We start from the raw sequence: 15,263 nt of genomic DNA on the forward strand, positions 1-15,263 counted from the left end.
AAGATGCGCCGCTGGCTGGTATCGGTGTCGGCCGTGTTGGTTGCCGCGGCGAGCGTGACGGCCGTCGTTCCGGCGCCGCGCGCGTGGGCCGGCGACGCGCCGATCGGCCACATCGGGGACACGCTGCGCGTCGACAACGGCACGTTCATCGCGGACGTGACCGTGAGCGGCGTGGCGCCCTGCGACCCGCCGCCCGGGTTCGGCTACACGCGCGAGGGCACCTACAAGGGCTTCCCCGGCAGCACCGTCGAGCGCGCCGACGTGACCATTCGCGCGATCCGCGTGCCCAATCCGTACATCATGGCGACCATCTTCAGTTTCAACGGTGTGACCCCGAACGCCGACGCGTACAAGCCGCGGGCCTCCGATGCGCCCGACGCGCTGGACAACGTGATCGTCAACGCGCCCAACGGGGCGATCGTGCGCGGTGAGGTGTATTGGGACGCCTACCGCGACCCCGTCTCCACCGTCGTCCTGCTGGACAAGAAGACGGGCTATCACCTCGCCCAGTGGAATCTTTGATCCGAACCGTCCACGTCGCGGCGGCGGATTCCGGTGCTGCGGTCGAGCTGGCCGCCGTTGCGGCCCTTACCTTTCCGTTGGCGTGCCCGCCCACGGCGGCCCCGGAGAACATCGCGGCCTTCGTGGCCGCCAACCTGTCGGCCGAACGCTTCGCGGACTACCTCGCCGATCCGCACCGCGCCGTCCTCACCGCGGCGCACGACGGCCGAATCATCGGCTACGCCATGCTGATTCGCGAGCCCGGCGCCGCCGAGCTGTCCAAGATCTACGTGCTGCCCGCGTACCACGGCGGCGGGGTGTCGACGGCCCTGATGGACCGCGCGCTGGCCACCGCCGGCGAGTGGCGCGCGCGGCGCGTGTGGCTGGGGGTCAACCAGGCAAACCAACGCGCGCAACGCTTTTACGCCAAGAGCGGCTTCAGGATCAGCGGCACCAGGACGTTTCGTCTCGGCGCCGGCCTCGAGCACGACTATGTCATGGTTCGCGAGCTGGGCCAGCCGCCGCCGTCAACGCCAGCAGCCGGGATGTGGCCCGTAAGTACTTCTTTCGGTATCCGCCGGCCAGCATCTCCTCGCTGAAGATGGTGTCCAGTTTGGCGCCCGACGCCACCACGGGAATTCCGGCGTCGTAGAGCCGGTCGGTAAGCGAAACCAGCCGCAGCGCGACGTTCTGGTCGTCGATCCCGTGCACGCCGGTCACGAACACCGCGCGCACGCCCTCGATCAACGTCAGGTACCGCGACGGGTGCATGGTGGCCAGGTGCGCGCACAGCGCGTCGAAGTCGTCGAGCGTGGCCCCGTCGACGCGCGCGGCGCGCGCCGCCACCTGTTCGTCGGACAGCGGCTGCGGGGCCGGCGGCAGGCCGCGGTGCCGGTAGTCGGGCCCCTCGATGCGCACGGTGGTGAAAATGCTTGCCAGCGTGTTGATCTCACGCAGGAAATCCTGCGCCGCGAAGCGGCCCTCGCCGAGCTGCTCGGGCAGTGTGTTGGAGGTGGCGGCCACCGACACCCCGCGCTCGACCAGCGACGAGAGCAGCCGCGCGATCAGCGTGGTGTTGCCCGGGTCGTCGAGCTCGAACTCGTCGATGCAGACCGCCGTGTAGGTGCCCAGCAGGTCGACGCATTCGGCGAAGCCGAACACCCCGGCGAGCTGGGTGAGCTCCCCGAAGGTCGCGAAAGCCTTGGGGGGCGGCCCATCCGGCGTCCCGCCCTTCGACCCGCCCGGCCCGTCACCGGGCAGTTCGTAGTAGGCCGACGCCAGTAGGTGCGTCTTGCCCACCCCGAACCCGCCGTCGAGGTACAGCCCGACACCGGGCAGAACCTGCCGTCGTCCCAACAACTTTCGGCGGCCCGCGCGGCGCTGCGTGGCCTGCCGGCAGAAGTCCTGGCATGCCAGCACCGCGGCGGCCTGCGTCGGCTCGGCCGGATCGGGCTGGTACGTCGCAAAGCTCACGTCGGCGAACGTCGGGGGCGGCCTCAATTGGGCGATCAGGCGCTCCGGCGAGACGGTCGGATGCCGATCCACCAGGCGCGCGACGGCGCCCGAAACGCCCGCGGAGGTGGACCCGTGCATGCAGGAACTGTAGCGGCGTGCTGCAATCAGACCCATGCCCGAGACGCCGCTGTCGCTGCTGGGCTCGGTGCGCGACCTCGAGGACGGCGAACTCCCCCGGCTCTACGGCTATCCCGAGCAGGACGCGACCTGGGTGCGGGCGAACTTCATCACCAGCGTCGACGGCGGCGCCACCTCGGGCGGCAGCAGCGGGGCGATGGGCGGGCCGGGCGACCGGTTCATCTTCAACCTGCTGCGTGAGCTCGCCGACGTCATCGTGGTCGGCGCGGGCACCGTGCGGATCGAGGGCTACTCCGGGGCGCAGCTGAGCGCCGCCCAGCGTCAGCACCGGCAGGCCCGCGGACAAAGCGAGGTCCCGCCCCTGGCGATCGTGACCAAATCGGGCCACCTCAACCGGGACATGGCCGTGTTCACCCGCACCGAGGTGCCCCCGCTGGTGCTCACCTGCGCCGCGGCGACCGCCCAGACGCGACGGCTGCTCAGCGGCGTGTGCGAGGTCGTCGACTGCTCCGCCGGCGATCCCGAGAAGGTCGACGAGGCCGCCCTGCTGGCGGCCCTGGGCGCGCGCGGGCTGCGCCGCATCCTCACCGAGGGCGGCCCGATGCTGCTGGGCTCGCTGATCGACCGCGACATGCTCGACGAGCTGTGCCTGACGATCGCGCCCTACATCGTCGGGGGCCAGGCGCGACGCATCGCGGCCGGCCCGGGCCAGCTGCTCACCGGGATGCGGTGCGCCCACGTCCTGACCGACGACGCCGGCTACCTTTACACCCGCTACGTCAGGGCCTAGCTACTGTGGTCGGCATGAGTCGGCCGTACACGTGCGCCACGATCCTCGTTGCGGTGACCGCGCTGCTGGCCGGCTGCGTCCCGGGCCTGGCCGCCAACCCGCGCTTCGCCACGAATTCCGGTGCGCGGCCGCAGGGAGCGGCGACCTCCAAGCCGGCGCCCACCGGCCCGCCCCCGATCGCCGCGCCCAAGAACGACCTGGCGTGGCACGACTGCACCTCGCGGGTGTTCGCCGACGCGGCGGTTCCCGCCGCCGCGGGTGTGCAGCTCGACTGCGCCACCTACGACTCCGACCTGGACCCGGTCAACGGCGGGGGCGGCAGCCTGAGCATCGGCGTGGTGCGCGCCCGCACGAACAAGACGCCCCACGACGCCGGGCCGCTGGTCTTCACCACCGGCTCGGATCTGCCGTCGTCGGCGCAGCTGCCGGTCTGGCTGTCCCGCGCCGGCGCCGACGTGCTCGCCGCCCACCCGATCGTCGCCGTCGACCGTCGCGGCATCGGCATGTCGAGCCCCATCGACTGCCGGGACAAGTTCGACCGCCAGGAGATGCGCGACCAGTCGCAGTTCCAGACCGGCGACGACCCGGTGGCCAACCTGTCCGAGGTCGCCAACACCGCGACCACCAACTGCACCGACGCCATCGCGCCTGGTGCCTCCGCCTACGACGACGCGCACGCCGCCTCCGACATCGAGCGGTTGCGCAGCACCTGGGACGTGCCCGCCCTGGCGCTGATCGGCATCGGCAACGGCGCCCAGGTGGCGCTGGCCTACGCCGGATCGCGGCCCGACAAGGTCGCCCGCCTCGTCCTCGACTCACCGGTCGCGTTGGGCACCAACGCCGAAGCCGCCGCCGAGCAACAGGTCAAGGGGCAGCAGGCCGCGCTCGACGCCTTCGCCGCCCAGTGCATCGCGGTGAACTGCGCGCTCGGTCCCGACCCCAAGGGCGCCGTCAGCGCCCTGCTGGCCGACGCCCGCGCCGGCAGGGGCCCCGGCGGCGCGTCGGTGGCACAGGTCGCCAACGCCATCACCGTCGCGCTGGGCTTCCCGTCCGGCGGTCGCGTCAACGCCACAACCGACCTGGCCAACGCGCTCGCGGCCGCCCGCTCCGGTGACACCAACGGGCTGAACAACCTGATCAACCACGCCAACACCGTGCAGGACTCCGACGGCCAGTTCGTCAATGTCTGCAGTGACGCCGTCAATCGCCCGACCCCGGACCGGGTGCGTGAGCTGTTCGTCGCCTGGGGCAAGCTCTACCCCCAATTCGGTACCGTCGCCGCGCTCAACATGGTCAAGTGCGTGCACTGGCCCACCGGTTCCCCGCCGCCCTCCCCGAAGACCCTGAAGGTCGACGTGCTGCTGCTCGGCGTGCAGAACGACCCGATCGTGGGGACCGACGGGGTCGCGGCGACCGCGGCCAGCATCATCAACGCCAACGCGGCCAGCAAGCGGGTGATGTGGCAGGGCATCGGGCACGGCGCCAGCATCTATTCGGGCTGCGCGGTTGCGCCGCTGAACGGCTACCTCAGCAGCGGCAAATTGCCCAACACCGACACCTACTGCCCGGCCTGATGCTGCCTTCAGCGGCGCCGGCGCGCCGGTGTACGGTGCGCTGGTGACGGCAGCTGAATCGATCCGAACCGGCTCGCGCGAGCGGCTCCTGACCGCCTTTCGTCCCCGCACCGGCGCGCCGAGCGTGGCGAGCATCTTGCGGTCCGCGCTGTGGCCGATCGCCATCCTCTCGGTGCTGCACCGCAGCATCGTCATCACCACCAACGGCAACATCACCGACGACTTCAAACCCGTCTACCGGGCGGTGGTGAACTTCCGGCGCGGCTGGGACATCTACAACGAGCACTTCGACTACGTCGACCCGCACTACCTGTATCCGCCCGGCGGCACGCTGCTGATGGCACCGTTCGGGTACCTGCCCGAGTATCCGTCGCGCTACCTGTTCATCCTGATCAACACCGTGGCCATCCTGGCCGCGTGGTATCTGCTGCTGCGGATGTTCAACTACACGCTGTCCTCGGTGGCCGCGCCCGCGCTGCTGCTGGCCATGTTCTGCACCGAGACGGTGACCAACACGCTGGTGTTCACCAACATCAACGGCTGCGTGCTGCTCGCCGAGATGCTGTTCTTGCGGTGGCTGCTCGACGGCCGGATCGGCCGGCAATGGTGGGCCGGCGTGGCGATCGGCCTGACGCTGACGCTCAAACCGGTGCTGTTGCCGTTGCTGTTGCTGCCGGTGCTGAACCGCCAGTGGCGAGCGCTGGTGCCGGCCTTCGTGATTCCCGTCGTCGTCAACGCCGCCGCGTGGCCGTTGGTCAGTGATCCGATGGACTTCGTGACCCGCACGGTGCCCTACTTTTTGGGCACCCGCGACTATTTCAACAGCTCGATCGAGGGCAACGGCGTGTACTTCGGCCTGCCCACCTGGCTGATCGTGTTCCTGCGAATCCTGTTCACGCTGTTGGCCATTGGGGCCCTGTGGCTGTTGTACCGCCACTACCGCACCCGGGACCCGCGGTTCTGGTTGACCAACTCCGCGGGTGTGCTGCTGCTGTGGTCGTTCCTGGTGTCGTCGCTGGCCCAGGGCTACTACTCGATGATGCTGTTCCCGTTTTTGATGACGGTCGTGCTGCCCAACTCGTTGATCCGCAACTGGCCGGCGTGGCTGGGGATCTACGGCTTCATGACCCTGGACCGCTGGCTGCTGTTCAACTGGATGCGCTGGGGCCGGGCGCTGGAGTACCTCAAGATCACCTACGGCTGGTCGCTGCTGCTGATCGTGGTGTTCACCGTGCTGTACTTCCGGTACCTCGATGCCAAGGCTGAGAACCGGCTGGATGACGGGATCGATCCGGCGTGGCTGATGACCGAGCGGCAGCGCGCTACCGTGGATGCATGACCTCCCCCGACGTATCGCGTCCGAAGCTGCAGCTGACCGACGACGAGTGGCGCCAGAAGCTCACCCCGGAAGAGTTTCACGTGCTGCGCCAAGCCGGCACCGAGCGACCCTTCACGGGTGAATACACCGACACCAAGACCGAAGGCGTGTACCAGTGCCGTGCCTGCGGTGCCGAATTGTTCCGCAGCACAGAGAAATTCGAGTCGCACTGCGGCTGGCCGTCGTTCTTCGACCCGGCGAAATCCGATGCGGTGATCCTGCGGCCCGACCATTCGATGGGGACGACGCGCACCGAGGTGCTGTGCGCGAACTGCCACAGCCACCTGGGCCACGTGTTCGCCGGTGAGGGCTATCCGACGCCGACCGACCAGCGGTACTGCATCAACTCGGTCTGCCTGCGACTGGTGCCGTCGGGGGCTTGAGTCCCAGCAGTCACAAGAATCCGGGGGGCATGCGTTGTGCCCACCTCCCAGCGACAACGTCGTTAACGGGTGTGACCAGGGCAAACACGTTGTCGCTGGGAGGTGGGCAAAAGCCCCCTTCCCTTCCCCAGTGACAGACGCGACGGGTGTGACGCCCAGGCCCTCAGTCGGCGCGCGTGGCGTGCACTTCCCAGAACGGCGCGTACACCCGGCTGCCGTCGAGCCAGGGTTCCATGGCGCGGAACCGTTCCAGCAACTTCGCCGCCTCGTCGGCCATGTCGGGGTTGCGCGCGGCCATCAACTCGATGGACTCGGCGCTGATGTTGACCTGGTAGGTGGTCGTGCCCAGATAGGTGATGTCCCACCCGGCGTCGGGCAGCACGTCGCGAAAGTCGCTCTCGGACAACGACCGCAGCATCTTGAAGCCGTTGATGTTGTGTTCGCCGAACTCGAACATGTACAGCCGCGCGCCCGGCCTGGTGGCGCGCCGCAGCGCCTCGGCGTAGGACCGTCGCAGCTCGGGCTCGGTGCTGAACGTGTGATAGAAAGCGCAGTCGACCACGGTGTCGAAGTGGCCGTCGAACCCGTCCAGCTTTGTGGCGTCGGCCACCTCGAAATTGACTGACACCCCGGCTTTTTCGGCGTTCGCCCGGGCGCGCTCGATGGCGCCGGGCGAGCCGTCGATGCCGGTCGCCGAATAGCCCTTCGAGGCGTAGTAGATGGCGTGGTGGCCGGGGCCGGTGCCCGGATCGAGCACCTCGCCTTTGATCGCGCCCAACGCCACGAGCTGCTGGACCACCGGTTGCGGGCCGCCGATGTCCCACGGCGTGGCGGTGGGCAGGCCGTGCGACGTCCGGTCGTCACGGTACATCTGCTCGAAACGGGTGGGGTCGGTCGGATCGAACGGCGCTGTCATGGCAGGGCTTTCACCAACTGCTCGACGGCCACCCGGGGGCCGGTGAAGAACGGCGTCTCCTCGCGGGTGTGCCGGCGGGCGTCGGTGGCGCGCAGTTCGCGCATCAGGTCGACGATGCGGTGCAGCTCGGGAGCCTCGAACGCCAGGATCCACTCGTAGTCGCCGAGCGCGAACGCCGGGACCGTGTTGGCGCGGACATCCTTGTATTCGCGGGCGGCCATGCCGTGCTCGGCGAGCATGCGGCGGCGTTCCTCGTCGGGCAGCAGATACCACTCATAGGACCGCACAAAGGGATACACGCAGATGTAGTTGCCGGGCTCCTCGCCGGCCAGGAACGCCGGGATGTGGCTCTTGTTGAACTCGGCCGGCCGATGCAGGGCGACGCTGCTCCACACGGGCGAGCTGGCCCGTCCCAGCGCGGTGGTGCGGCGGAAATCGGCGTAGGTGGCCTGCAGCGCCTCGACGCGTTCGGCGTGCGTCCAGATCATGAAGTCCGCGTCGGCCCGCATGCCCGCCACGTCGTAGAGGCCGCGCACCACGACGCCGCGCTCCTCCTGTTGCTTGAGGAACGTCGACGCCTCGTCGATGACGTCGTCGCGCTCCTCGCCCAGCTCACCCGGCTCCACCGAGAAAACCGAGAACATCAGGTAGCGAATCTGGGAGTTGAGCGAGTCGTAGTCGAGCTTGGCCATGAAACCTATCGTGCCACTTGCGCGTCCGGACCTCCGATGGCCCTGATCACATCCTCGGCCGCACGCCCGGCCGCGCCGACGCAGGCGGGCACGCCGATGCCGTCGAGGTAGCTCCCCGCCACCGCGAGCGTCGGCGGCAGTCCGGCGCGCACCTCGGCGACCAGGTCGGCATGGCCGGGGCCGTACTGCGGCATGGCGTCGATCCAGCGCTGCACCCGGACGTCGACGGGGTCGATGTCGAGCCCGAACACGGCGGCCACATCCCCCAGCGCCCAGGCCAGCAGCTCGTCGTCGGAGGTGCTGGCCGCCACGTGGTCGCCGAACCGCCCGAACGACAACCGCAACAGCTGCACGTCGGCCCGGGCGCCCCACTTGCGGGACGACAGCGTGATGGCCTTGGCCCGCAACCGCTCCCCGGTGGCCACCAGCACGCCCGAGCAGTCGGGGAACGCGGTGTCAGCCGGCACGGCCAGCGCCAGCACCACCGACGATGCGCTCGCGATGCGCCCGGCCGCGGCGACGCTGCGGGGCGCGATGCCGCCGAGCAGGCGGCACGATTCGTGCACGGGCACGGCCAGGATCACCGCGTCGGCGCCCCAGCGGGCGCCGGTGTCGTCGAACACCGCCCAGCCCGCGTCGGCGCGCTCGAGCCGCGACGCGGCGGCGCGCACCCAGCGCGGCCGGGCGCGCGCGGCGAGCTCCTCGACCAGCACCCGGTACCCGCCGTCGAGCGCGCCGAACACCGGCGCGCCGGTGGCCGGCGGCACGACCCGCCCGACGGCGTCGGTCAGGCTGGCGGCGCCACGGTCCAGCGCCGCGGCCACGGTCGGGGCGGCCGCACGCAGGCCGATGGTGGCCGCCGAGCCCGCGTAGACCCCGCTCAGCAGCGGGTCCACCGACCGCGCGACCACCTGGTCGCCGAACCGGTCGCCCACCAGGTCGGCCACCGCGGGATCGCTGCCGGCGACCCACTCCAACGGGCGGGAGGGTTCGGCGTCGATGCGGGCGACGGTCGCCTCGTCGACCAATCCGGCCACCGACGCCGCCGACGACGGGATGCCCACGATCGTGCCGGTGGGGAGCGGGCGCAGCCGTTGCCCGCTGTAGATCAGCGGGCGAGCACCGGTCGAAACCAGTTGGTGCCCAGTCAGATTCAGCTCGTCCAGCAGCGCCGGCAGCTCGGGTCGGCGCAGCACGAACGCCTCGGCGCCCAGATCCATCGGCGCCCCGCCGACCAGCTCCGTGCGCAGGATCCCGCCGAGCCGCTCCCCCGGGTCGAACAGCGTGATGGCCGCGTCGTCGCCGAGGGACATGCGCAGCCGGTAGGCCGCCGTCAGCCCCGAAATTCCGCCCCCGACAACGCAATATGAGCGGGACGTCATAGCGAATGGACCAGCGACACCAGGTCGGTCAGCACTGCGGGGTCGGTCTCGGGCAGCACGCCGTGGCCGAGGTTGAAGACGTGACCGGCGGCGCCGGCGTCGACCGCGCGCCGACCGTCGTCGACGACGGCGCGCGCCGCGCGTTCGACCACCGGCCAGCCCGCCAGCAGGACCACCGGATCGAGGTTGCCCTGCAGCGCCGTGCCGGGCTCCACCCGGGCCGCCGCGTCGGCGAGCGAGGTTCGCCAATCCACGCCCACCACCGTCGCGCCGACCTCCGACATCGCGCCCAGCAGTTCGGCCGTGCCGACGCCGAAGTGCGTCATCGGCACGCCGTACTCGGCCAGGGCGGCGAAGATCCGGGCGCTGTGCGGCTGCACGTAGGCGCGGTAGTTGGCCAACGACAGCGTCCCGGCCCACGAGTCGAACACCTGGATCGCGTCCACCCCGGCATCCAGTTGCACCCGCAAGAAGCCGACGGTGATGTCGGTCAGCTTCTCCATCAACGCATGCCAGCTGTCGGGATCGGCCAGCATCATCGCCTTCGTGCGCGCGTGGTGGCGGCTGGGCCCGCCCTCGATCAGGTAGGACGCCAGGGTGAACGGCGCGCCGGCGAAACCGATCAGCGGAACATCGCCGAGCGCGGACACCAGCAGCGACACGGCGTTGGAAATCGGTTGAACCCGTTGCCGCTCAAGCGGTTTGATCGCGGCGACGTCGGCCGCGGTGCGCACCGGCGACTCGATCACCGGTCCGACCCCGGCGACGATGTCCAGGTCGATGCCGGCGCCGAGCAGCGGCACCACGATGTCGGAGAACAGGATCGCCGCGTCGACGTCGTGCCGGCGCACCGGTTGCAGGGTGATCTCGCAGACCAGCTCGGCGTCGAAACACGCCGACAGCATGTCGTGCTGGGCCCGCAGCGCCCGGTATTCGGGCAGCGACCGGCCGGCCTGCCGCATGAACCACACCGGGATCCGGCGGGGCTTTCGGCCGCCCGCCGCGGCCAGATACGGCGACTCGGGAAGGTCGCGGCGAGTGTCCGCACTGGTGTGCGTGGGCCTGTTCATCGGCCTCAATGCTGCCATGACCGCAGAACGCCAAACCCCGCTGCGTACTATCGCGACCGCAACCGTTTGAACGTCAGGAGCCCGGATGCCGGTCAGCCAGCCCCCAGCCAATTACGACGAGTTCCCCAGCCTGCGGTGCGAGCTCGGTGAGAACGGCGTGCTGACGCTGGTTCTCGACTCCCCGGGGCTGAATTCGGTGGGCCCGCAGATGCATCGCGACCTCGCCGACATCTGGCCGGTGATCGATCGCGACCCGGCCGTGCGCGTCGTCCTGGTCCGCGGCGAGGGCAAGGCCTTTTCCTCCGGCGGCAGCTTCGACCTGATCGCCGAGACCATCGGCGAGTACGAGGGCCGGATCCGCATCATGCGCGAAGCCCGCGACCTGGTGCACAACATGATCAACTGCGACACCCCGGTCGTGTCGGCGATCCGGGGGCCGGCGGTGGGTGCGGGCCTGGTGGTGGCGCTGCTGGCCGACATCTCGGTGGCGGGCCGGACCGCGAAGCTGATCGACGGGCACACGAAGCTCGGCGTGGCCGCCGGCGACCACGCCGCGATCTGCTGGCCGCTGCTGGTCGGCATGGCCAAGGCCAAGTACTACCTGCTGACCTGCGAAACCCTGCTCGGCGAGGAGGCCGAGCGGATCGGCCTGGTCTCCACCTGCGTCGACGACGATGACGTCCTGTCCACCGCCACCCGGATCGCCGAGAACCTGGCGCAGGGCGCGCAGAACGCCATCCAGTGGACCAAGCGCAGCCTCAACCACTGGTACCGCATGATGGGCCCCACCTTCGAGACCTCGGTGGGCCTGGAATTCCTCAGCTTCAGCGGCCCCGACGTGCAGGAAGGCCTGGCCGCCCACCGCGAGAAGCGCCCCGCCCGGTTTACCGGCGGATCTGCCACCTGAGCAGGACATATACGTTTGGTGGAGGGCTGGTAACGGGTTGGTCGCGGCGGGTTTGAAACCCGGCGCGCCTGTCGCAGCGTGTCAGCCGATGGGTCTACCGTCGATCCCTGTGACCCCTGCCGTGACGATACAGAGCGGTCGGGATGAAGAGGAGCGGTGCCAAGTGACCTCATCCGAACCGGCCCCCTTCCGCGAGGCGGTGGCGGCGATGAACGCCGTGGCCGTGCGGCCGGAGATCGAGCTGGGTCCGATCCGGCCGCCGCAACGCCTCGCTCCCCACAGCTACGCGCTGGGCGCCGAGGTCAAGCATCCCGACCGCGAGATCATCCCCGAACGGTCCGACGGCGACGCCTTCGGCCGGCTGATCCTGCTGTACGACCCCGAAGGGGCCGACGCGTGGGACGGCACCATCCGCATGGTCGCCTACATCCAGGCCGACCTCGACCCCAGCGAGGCCGTCGATCCCCTGCTGCCCGAAGTAGCGTGGAGCTGGCTGGTCGAGGCACTGGAGTCACGCATGGAACACGTCGTCGCGCTGGGCGGCACCGTCACCGCCACCACCTCGGTGCGCTACGGCGACATCTCGGGGCCGCCGCGCGCCCACCAGCTCGAGCTGCGGGCGTCCTGGACCGCCACGTCGCCCGCGGTCGGCGCGCACGTCGAGGCGTTCTGCGAGGTGCTGGAGCACGCCGCGGGCCTGCCGCCCGCCGGAGTCACCGACCTGAGCTCGCGGTCACGCGCCTAGCATGGGCGAACCGTCGCCCGACGGGCCGGGCAGCAGCGCGCCCGGCGGCACCGAACCCGCCCCCACCCCACTTCCACGCCCGACCGAAGGCGTCCCGCCCATCTCGGTGAGCGTGTACGAAATCGAGGCCGCGGCAGAGCGCCTGGACCGTGGGCGCGGGCCGTTCGCGGTGGACGCCGAGCGGGCGTCGGGTTTCCGCTACTCCAACCGGGCCTACCTGATCCAGATCCGCCGGGCGGGCTCCGGCACCGTGCTGATCGACCCGGTGAGCCACGGCCGCGACCCGCTGGAGGCGCTGCGGCCGGTGGCCGAGGTGCTGGGCACCGACGAATGGATCCTGCACTCGGCCGATCAGGACCTGCCCTGTTTGGCGGAGGTGGGCATGCGGCCGCCCGCGCTGTATGACACCGAGCTCGCGGGCCGCCTGGCCGGGTTCGAGCGCGTGAACCTGGCCACCATGGTCGAGCGGCTGCTGGGTTTCGGGCTGGCCAAGGGCCACGGCGCGGCGGACTGGTCCAAGCGCCCCCTGCCCGCCGAATGGCTCAACTACGCCGCGCTGGACGTGGAACTGCTCATCGAGCTGCGCGCGGCGATCGCGGAGGTCCTCGCCGGGCAGGGCAAAACCGATTGGGCCGCACAGGAATTCGACTACCTGCGGGACACGGGTTCGAAAGATCCGGGTGCCGCGGCGCGACGGGACCGGTGGCGACGAACGTCGGGAATCCATCGGGTGCGCGACAAGCGCGGCCTGGCCGCGGTGCGCGAATTGTGGTTGACGCGCGACCAGATCGCGCAGCGCCGCGACATCGCGCCGCGGCGCATCCTTCCGGACTCGGCCATCATCGACGCCGCGCTGGCCAACCCGACGACCGTCGAGGAACTGGTCGCCCTGCCCGTGTTCGGGGGGCGCAATCAACGCCGCAGCGCCGCGACGTGGCTGGCGGCGCTGGAGGCCGCGCGCCAGAACAAGAATCCGCCCGTGGACGCCGAACCGCCGAACGGGCCGCCGCCCCCCGCGCGGTGGAGCCGGCGCAAACCGGAGGCCGCCGCGCGGCTCGAGGCCGCGCGGGCGGCGCTGTCGGAGGTGTCCGAGCGGGTGCACGTCCCCACCGAGAACCTGGTCTCGCCGGACCTGGTGCGACGGCTGTGCTGGGACTGGGAGGCCGCGCCGGATCCGTTCGAGGCCGTCGAGGCGTTTCTGCGGGCCGGGCAGGCCCGGCCCTGGCAGCGGGAGTTGGTGGATCCCGTGCTGGCCCGGGCGCTGCAGGCGGAAGGCACCGAAAGCGCCGGTTAGTCGAGGTGCTCCCGGATCTCGGCTTCCGCCTCGCTGCTGCCCAGGGCGGCGACCCACCCGGTGATGCGGCGTGCCACGTCCTGATCCGTCAGGGCCAGGTCCGCCAGCAGCTCGCCCCGGGAGGCGTGCTCGTAGAACCGCTGCGGCAGCCCGACGTCGCGGCACGGAACGTCGATCTCGGCGCGGCGCAGGGCGGCCGACACCGCCGAGCCCACGCCGCCGTTGACCCCGTTGTCCTCGCAGGTGACGACCAGTTTGTGCCGCGCCGCCAGGTCGAGCAGGTTGTCCGAGACCGGCAGCACCCAGCGCGGGTCGATGACCGTGACGCCGATCCCCTGATCCTGCAGTCGCTTGGCCACCGCCAGCGCCATCCGCGCGAACGCGCCGACGCCCACCAGCAGCACGTCGTGGTTGCATCCGCCGGCCGGGACCGCGAGCACGTCGACACCCGAGATGCCGGAACCACGGCGCTCGATCGCCGGGATGTCCTCGCCCACATCACCTTTGGGGAAGCGCAGCGCCGTCGGCCCGTCGTCGACCTCGAGCGCCTCACCGAGTTCCTCGCGCAACCGGGTGGCGTCGCGGGGGGCGGCCGCCCGCATGCCGGGCACGATGCCCAGCATCGACAGGTCCCACATGCCGTTGTGGCTGGCGCCGTCGGATCCGGTGATCCCGGCCCGGTCCAGCACCATGGTGACGGGCAGCCGGTGCAGCGCCACGTCCATCATGATCTGGTCGAAGGCGCGGTTGAGGAACGTCGAATAGATGGCCACCACCGGGTGCATCCCGCCCATGGCCAGGCCGGCCGCCGACGTCATGGCGTGCTGCTCGGCGATGCCGACGTCGAACAGGCGATCGGGAAACTGCTGCCCGAACGGCGTCAGCCCGGTGGGGCCGGGCATGGCCGCGGTGATGGCGACGATGTCGCGGCGCTTGCGGGCGTAGCCGATGAGCGCATCGGAGAAGGTCGCCGTCCAGCCCGGGCCGGGGACGCTGGTCGCCTGGCCGGTAAGGGGATCGATCACCCCGCAGGAATGCATCTGCTCGGCTTCGTCGTCCTCGGCGGGCGCGTAGCCCATCCCCTTGCGGGTCACCACGTGCACGATCACCGGGCGCCCGAAGCCGCGGGCGTGGCGCAGCGCGGCCTCCACCGCGCGTTCGTCGTGGCCGTCGACGGGGCCCACGTACTTCAGCCCCAGGTCGGTGAACAGCAGCTGCGGTGACAACGAGTCCTTGATGCCGGCCTTGACGCTGTGCATCACCCGGTAGGCGAGCCGGCCGACCAGCGGCAGCGCCCGCAGCGCGTCGCGGCCCCTTTCCAGGGCCTGCTCGTAGACCGGTTGCAGCCGCAGCGTGGCGAGATGGTCGGCCACGCCGCCGATCGTCGGGGCGTAGCTGCGCCCGTTGTCGTTGACGACGATGATCACCGGGCGGCCCGACGCGGCGATGTTGTTCAGCGCCTCCCAGCACATGCCACCGGTCAGCGCCCCGTCGCCGACCACCGCGACCACGTGCCGGTTGCGGTGCCCGCTCAGCTCGAAGGCCTTGGCCAACCCGTCGGCGTAGGACAGCGCGGCGCTGGCGTGGCTGGACTCCACCCAGTCGTGTTCGCTCTCGGCGCGCGACGGATACCCGGACAGCCCACCCTTTTTGCGCAGGGTTTGGAACTCGTGGGAACGTCCCGTCAGCATCTTGTGGACGTAGGCCTGATGGCCGGTGTCGAAGATGATCGGATCGTGCGGCGAGTCGAACACGCGGTGCAGCGCGAGGGTCAGTTCGACCACGCCGAGATTGGGCCCGAGGTGTCCCCCGGTGGCAGCGACCTTGTGAATCAGGAACTCGCGAATCTCGGCGGCCAATTCGCGGAGCTGATGCGCAGAAAGGTGCTGCAGATCAGCGGGCCCGCGGATCTGTTCCAGCATCCCGTCAGTCTACGCAGCCACACGCGCGGGTTTGGTAGCGTCAATGCGCGGTGAGCCGGGAAGCCTGGTCGGCACTTCTACTTCCGACCCAGGAGCACGCCATGAGCATCGAGGCC

At 70.4% G+C, this 15,263-nt stretch carries 14 protein-coding genes and 1 pseudogene; 9 read left to right on the forward strand and 6 right to left on the reverse strand.

Going from position 1 to position 15,263, the window contains the following annotated elements; genetic code table 11:
- Positions 1–3: 3 nt before the first annotated feature.
- Together W7U_RS12715 and W7U_RS12720 are read left to right on the forward strand one after the other, a co-directional pair.
- Positions 4–522: a hypothetical protein gene (locus W7U_RS12715; protein WP_008258492.1), complete on the forward strand. Its 519-nt coding sequence runs from the start codon at positions 4–6 to the stop codon at positions 520–522.
- Positions 510–1,013, forward strand: a pseudogene (locus W7U_RS12720) (GNAT family N-acetyltransferase); the annotation flags it as partial. The gene W7U_RS12715 and the pseudogene W7U_RS12720, both read left to right, overlap by 13 nt.
- Here the strand turns inward: W7U_RS12720 and zapE are convergent.
- Positions 997–2,130: a cell division protein ZapE gene (gene zapE / locus W7U_RS12725; RefSeq protein ID WP_008258497.1), complete on the reverse strand. Its 1,134-nt coding sequence runs from the start codon at positions 2,128–2,130 to the stop codon at positions 997–999. The pseudogene W7U_RS12720 and the gene zapE overlap by 17 nt on opposite strands.
- Here zapE and W7U_RS12730 point away from each other — a divergent pair.
- Genes W7U_RS12730 through msrB form a run of 4 tightly spaced genes read left to right on the forward strand, consistent with a single transcriptional unit; the run spans position 2,129 to position 6,219 of the window.
- Positions 2,129–2,884 carry a pyrimidine reductase family protein gene (locus W7U_RS12730; protein WP_008258498.1) on the forward strand — a complete coding sequence of 252 codons (756 nt, stop codon included), beginning with the start codon at positions 2,129–2,131 and terminating at the stop codon, positions 2,882–2,884. The two genes, zapE and W7U_RS12730, sit on opposite strands and share 2 nt — an antisense overlap.
- Positions 2,885–2,898: 14 nt before the next feature.
- Entirely contained in the window at positions 2,899–4,458 is a 1,560-nt protein-coding gene (locus W7U_RS12735; RefSeq protein WP_008258500.1) for an alpha/beta hydrolase, read from the forward strand.
- Between the two features lie 28 nt (positions 4,459–4,486).
- Positions 4,487–5,797 (forward strand): arabinofuranan 3-O-arabinosyltransferase, encoded by a 1,311-nt coding sequence (gene aftC, locus W7U_RS12740; RefSeq protein ID WP_008258505.1) that lies wholly within the window; start codon positions 4,487–4,489, stop codon positions 5,795–5,797.
- Positions 5,794–6,219 carry a peptide-methionine (R)-S-oxide reductase MsrB gene (gene msrB, locus W7U_RS12745; RefSeq protein ID WP_008258507.1) on the forward strand — a complete coding sequence of 142 codons (426 nt, stop codon included), beginning with the start codon at positions 5,794–5,796 and terminating at the stop codon, positions 6,217–6,219. Before aftC ends, msrB begins: the two co-directional genes overlap by 4 nt.
- 163 nt (positions 6,220–6,382) lie before the next feature.
- Here the strand turns inward: msrB and W7U_RS12750 are convergent, their stop codons facing one another.
- The 4 genes from W7U_RS12750 to hemE are packed head-to-tail and all read right to left on the reverse strand — an operon-like array spanning position 6,383 to position 10,279.
- Positions 6,383–7,135: a class I SAM-dependent methyltransferase gene (locus tag W7U_RS12750; protein WP_008258508.1), complete on the reverse strand. Its 753-nt coding sequence runs from the start codon at positions 7,133–7,135 to the stop codon at positions 6,383–6,385.
- Complete coding sequence (hemQ, locus tag W7U_RS12755; protein WP_008258510.1) at positions 7,132–7,827, reverse strand: hydrogen peroxide-dependent heme synthase; 696 nt, start codon at positions 7,825–7,827, stop codon at positions 7,132–7,134. Before hemQ ends, W7U_RS12750 begins: the two co-directional genes overlap by 4 nt.
- 5 nt (positions 7,828–7,832) lie before the next feature.
- Entirely contained in the window at positions 7,833–9,209 is a 1,377-nt protein-coding gene (locus W7U_RS12760) for a protoporphyrinogen oxidase (protein WP_008258512.1), read from the reverse strand.
- Positions 9,206–10,279, reverse strand: a complete 1,074-nt coding sequence (hemE, locus tag W7U_RS12765) for a uroporphyrinogen decarboxylase (RefSeq protein WP_008258513.1) — start codon at positions 10,277–10,279, stop codon at positions 9,206–9,208. Before hemE ends, W7U_RS12760 begins: the two co-directional genes overlap by 4 nt.
- A gap of 85 nt (positions 10,280–10,364) precedes the next feature.
- Between hemE and W7U_RS12770 the strand changes: the two genes are divergently transcribed.
- The 3 genes from W7U_RS12770 (at position 10,365) to W7U_RS12780 (ending at position 13,225) form a co-directional block, all read left to right on the forward strand.
- Positions 10,365–11,186, forward strand: coding sequence for an enoyl-CoA hydratase/isomerase family protein (locus W7U_RS12770; protein ID WP_008258514.1), 822 nt, complete (start codon positions 10,365–10,367; stop codon positions 11,184–11,186).
- Positions 11,187–11,274: 88 nt separating this feature from the next.
- A complete protein-coding gene (locus W7U_RS12775; protein ID WP_085976454.1) occupies positions 11,275–11,931 on the forward strand; it encodes a DUF3000 domain-containing protein in 657 nt (218 codons plus the stop codon).
- A 1-nt stretch (position 11,932) separates the two neighbouring features.
- Positions 11,933–13,225: a ribonuclease D gene (locus W7U_RS12780; RefSeq protein ID WP_008258516.1), complete on the forward strand. Its 1,293-nt coding sequence runs from the start codon at positions 11,933–11,935 to the stop codon at positions 13,223–13,225.
- Here the strand turns inward: W7U_RS12780 and dxs are convergent.
- Positions 13,222–15,147, reverse strand: coding sequence for a 1-deoxy-D-xylulose-5-phosphate synthase (gene dxs, locus W7U_RS12785; RefSeq protein ID WP_008258517.1), 1,926 nt, complete (start codon positions 15,145–15,147; stop codon positions 13,222–13,224). The two genes, W7U_RS12780 and dxs, sit on opposite strands and share 4 nt — an antisense overlap.
- Between the last annotated feature and the right edge of the window lie 116 nt (positions 15,148–15,263).

Origin of the sequence: Mycobacterium sp. H4Y, from assembly GCF_000364405.1 — a bacterium.
In the GTDB taxonomy this organism is placed as follows: domain Bacteria; phylum Actinomycetota; class Actinomycetes; order Mycobacteriales; family Mycobacteriaceae; genus Mycobacterium; species Mycobacterium intracellulare.

Excerpts from the sequence above, each read along its gene's own strand:
- W7U_RS12715 (WP_008258492.1), top strand. The coding sequence starts at position 4 with ATGCGCCGCTGGCTGGTATCGGTGTCGGCCGTGTTGGTTGCCGCGGCG.
- W7U_RS12730 (WP_008258498.1), top strand. The coding sequence starts at position 2,129 with ATGCCCGAGACGCCGCTGTCGCTGCTGGGCTCGGTGCGCGACCTCGAG.
- zapE (WP_008258497.1), bottom strand. The coding sequence starts at position 2,130 with ATGGGTCTGATTGCAGCACGCCGCTACAGTTCCTGCATGCACGGGTCC.
- W7U_RS12735 (WP_008258500.1), top strand. The coding sequence starts at position 2,899 with ATGAGTCGGCCGTACACGTGCGCCACGATCCTCGTTGCGGTGACCGCG.
- msrB (WP_008258507.1), top strand. The coding sequence starts at position 5,794 with ATGACCTCCCCCGACGTATCGCGTCCGAAGCTGCAGCTGACCGACGAC.
- W7U_RS12750 (WP_008258508.1), bottom strand. The coding sequence starts at position 7,135 with ATGACAGCGCCGTTCGATCCGACCGACCCCACCCGTTTCGAGCAGATG.
- hemQ (WP_008258510.1), bottom strand. The coding sequence starts at position 7,827 with ATGGCCAAGCTCGACTACGACTCGCTCAACTCCCAGATTCGCTACCTG.
- W7U_RS12760 (WP_008258512.1), bottom strand. The coding sequence starts at position 9,209 with ATGACGTCCCGCTCATATTGCGTTGTCGGGGGCGGAATTTCGGGGCTG.
- hemE (WP_008258513.1), bottom strand. The coding sequence starts at position 10,279 with ATGAACAGGCCCACGCACACCAGTGCGGACACTCGCCGCGACCTTCCC.
- W7U_RS12770 (WP_008258514.1), top strand. The coding sequence starts at position 10,365 with ATGCCGGTCAGCCAGCCCCCAGCCAATTACGACGAGTTCCCCAGCCTG.
- W7U_RS12775 (WP_085976454.1), top strand. The coding sequence starts at position 11,275 with ATGGGTCTACCGTCGATCCCTGTGACCCCTGCCGTGACGATACAGAGC.
- W7U_RS12780 (WP_008258516.1), top strand. The coding sequence starts at position 11,933 with ATGGGCGAACCGTCGCCCGACGGGCCGGGCAGCAGCGCGCCCGGCGGC.
- dxs (WP_008258517.1), bottom strand. The coding sequence starts at position 15,147 with ATGCTGGAACAGATCCGCGGGCCCGCTGATCTGCAGCACCTTTCTGCG.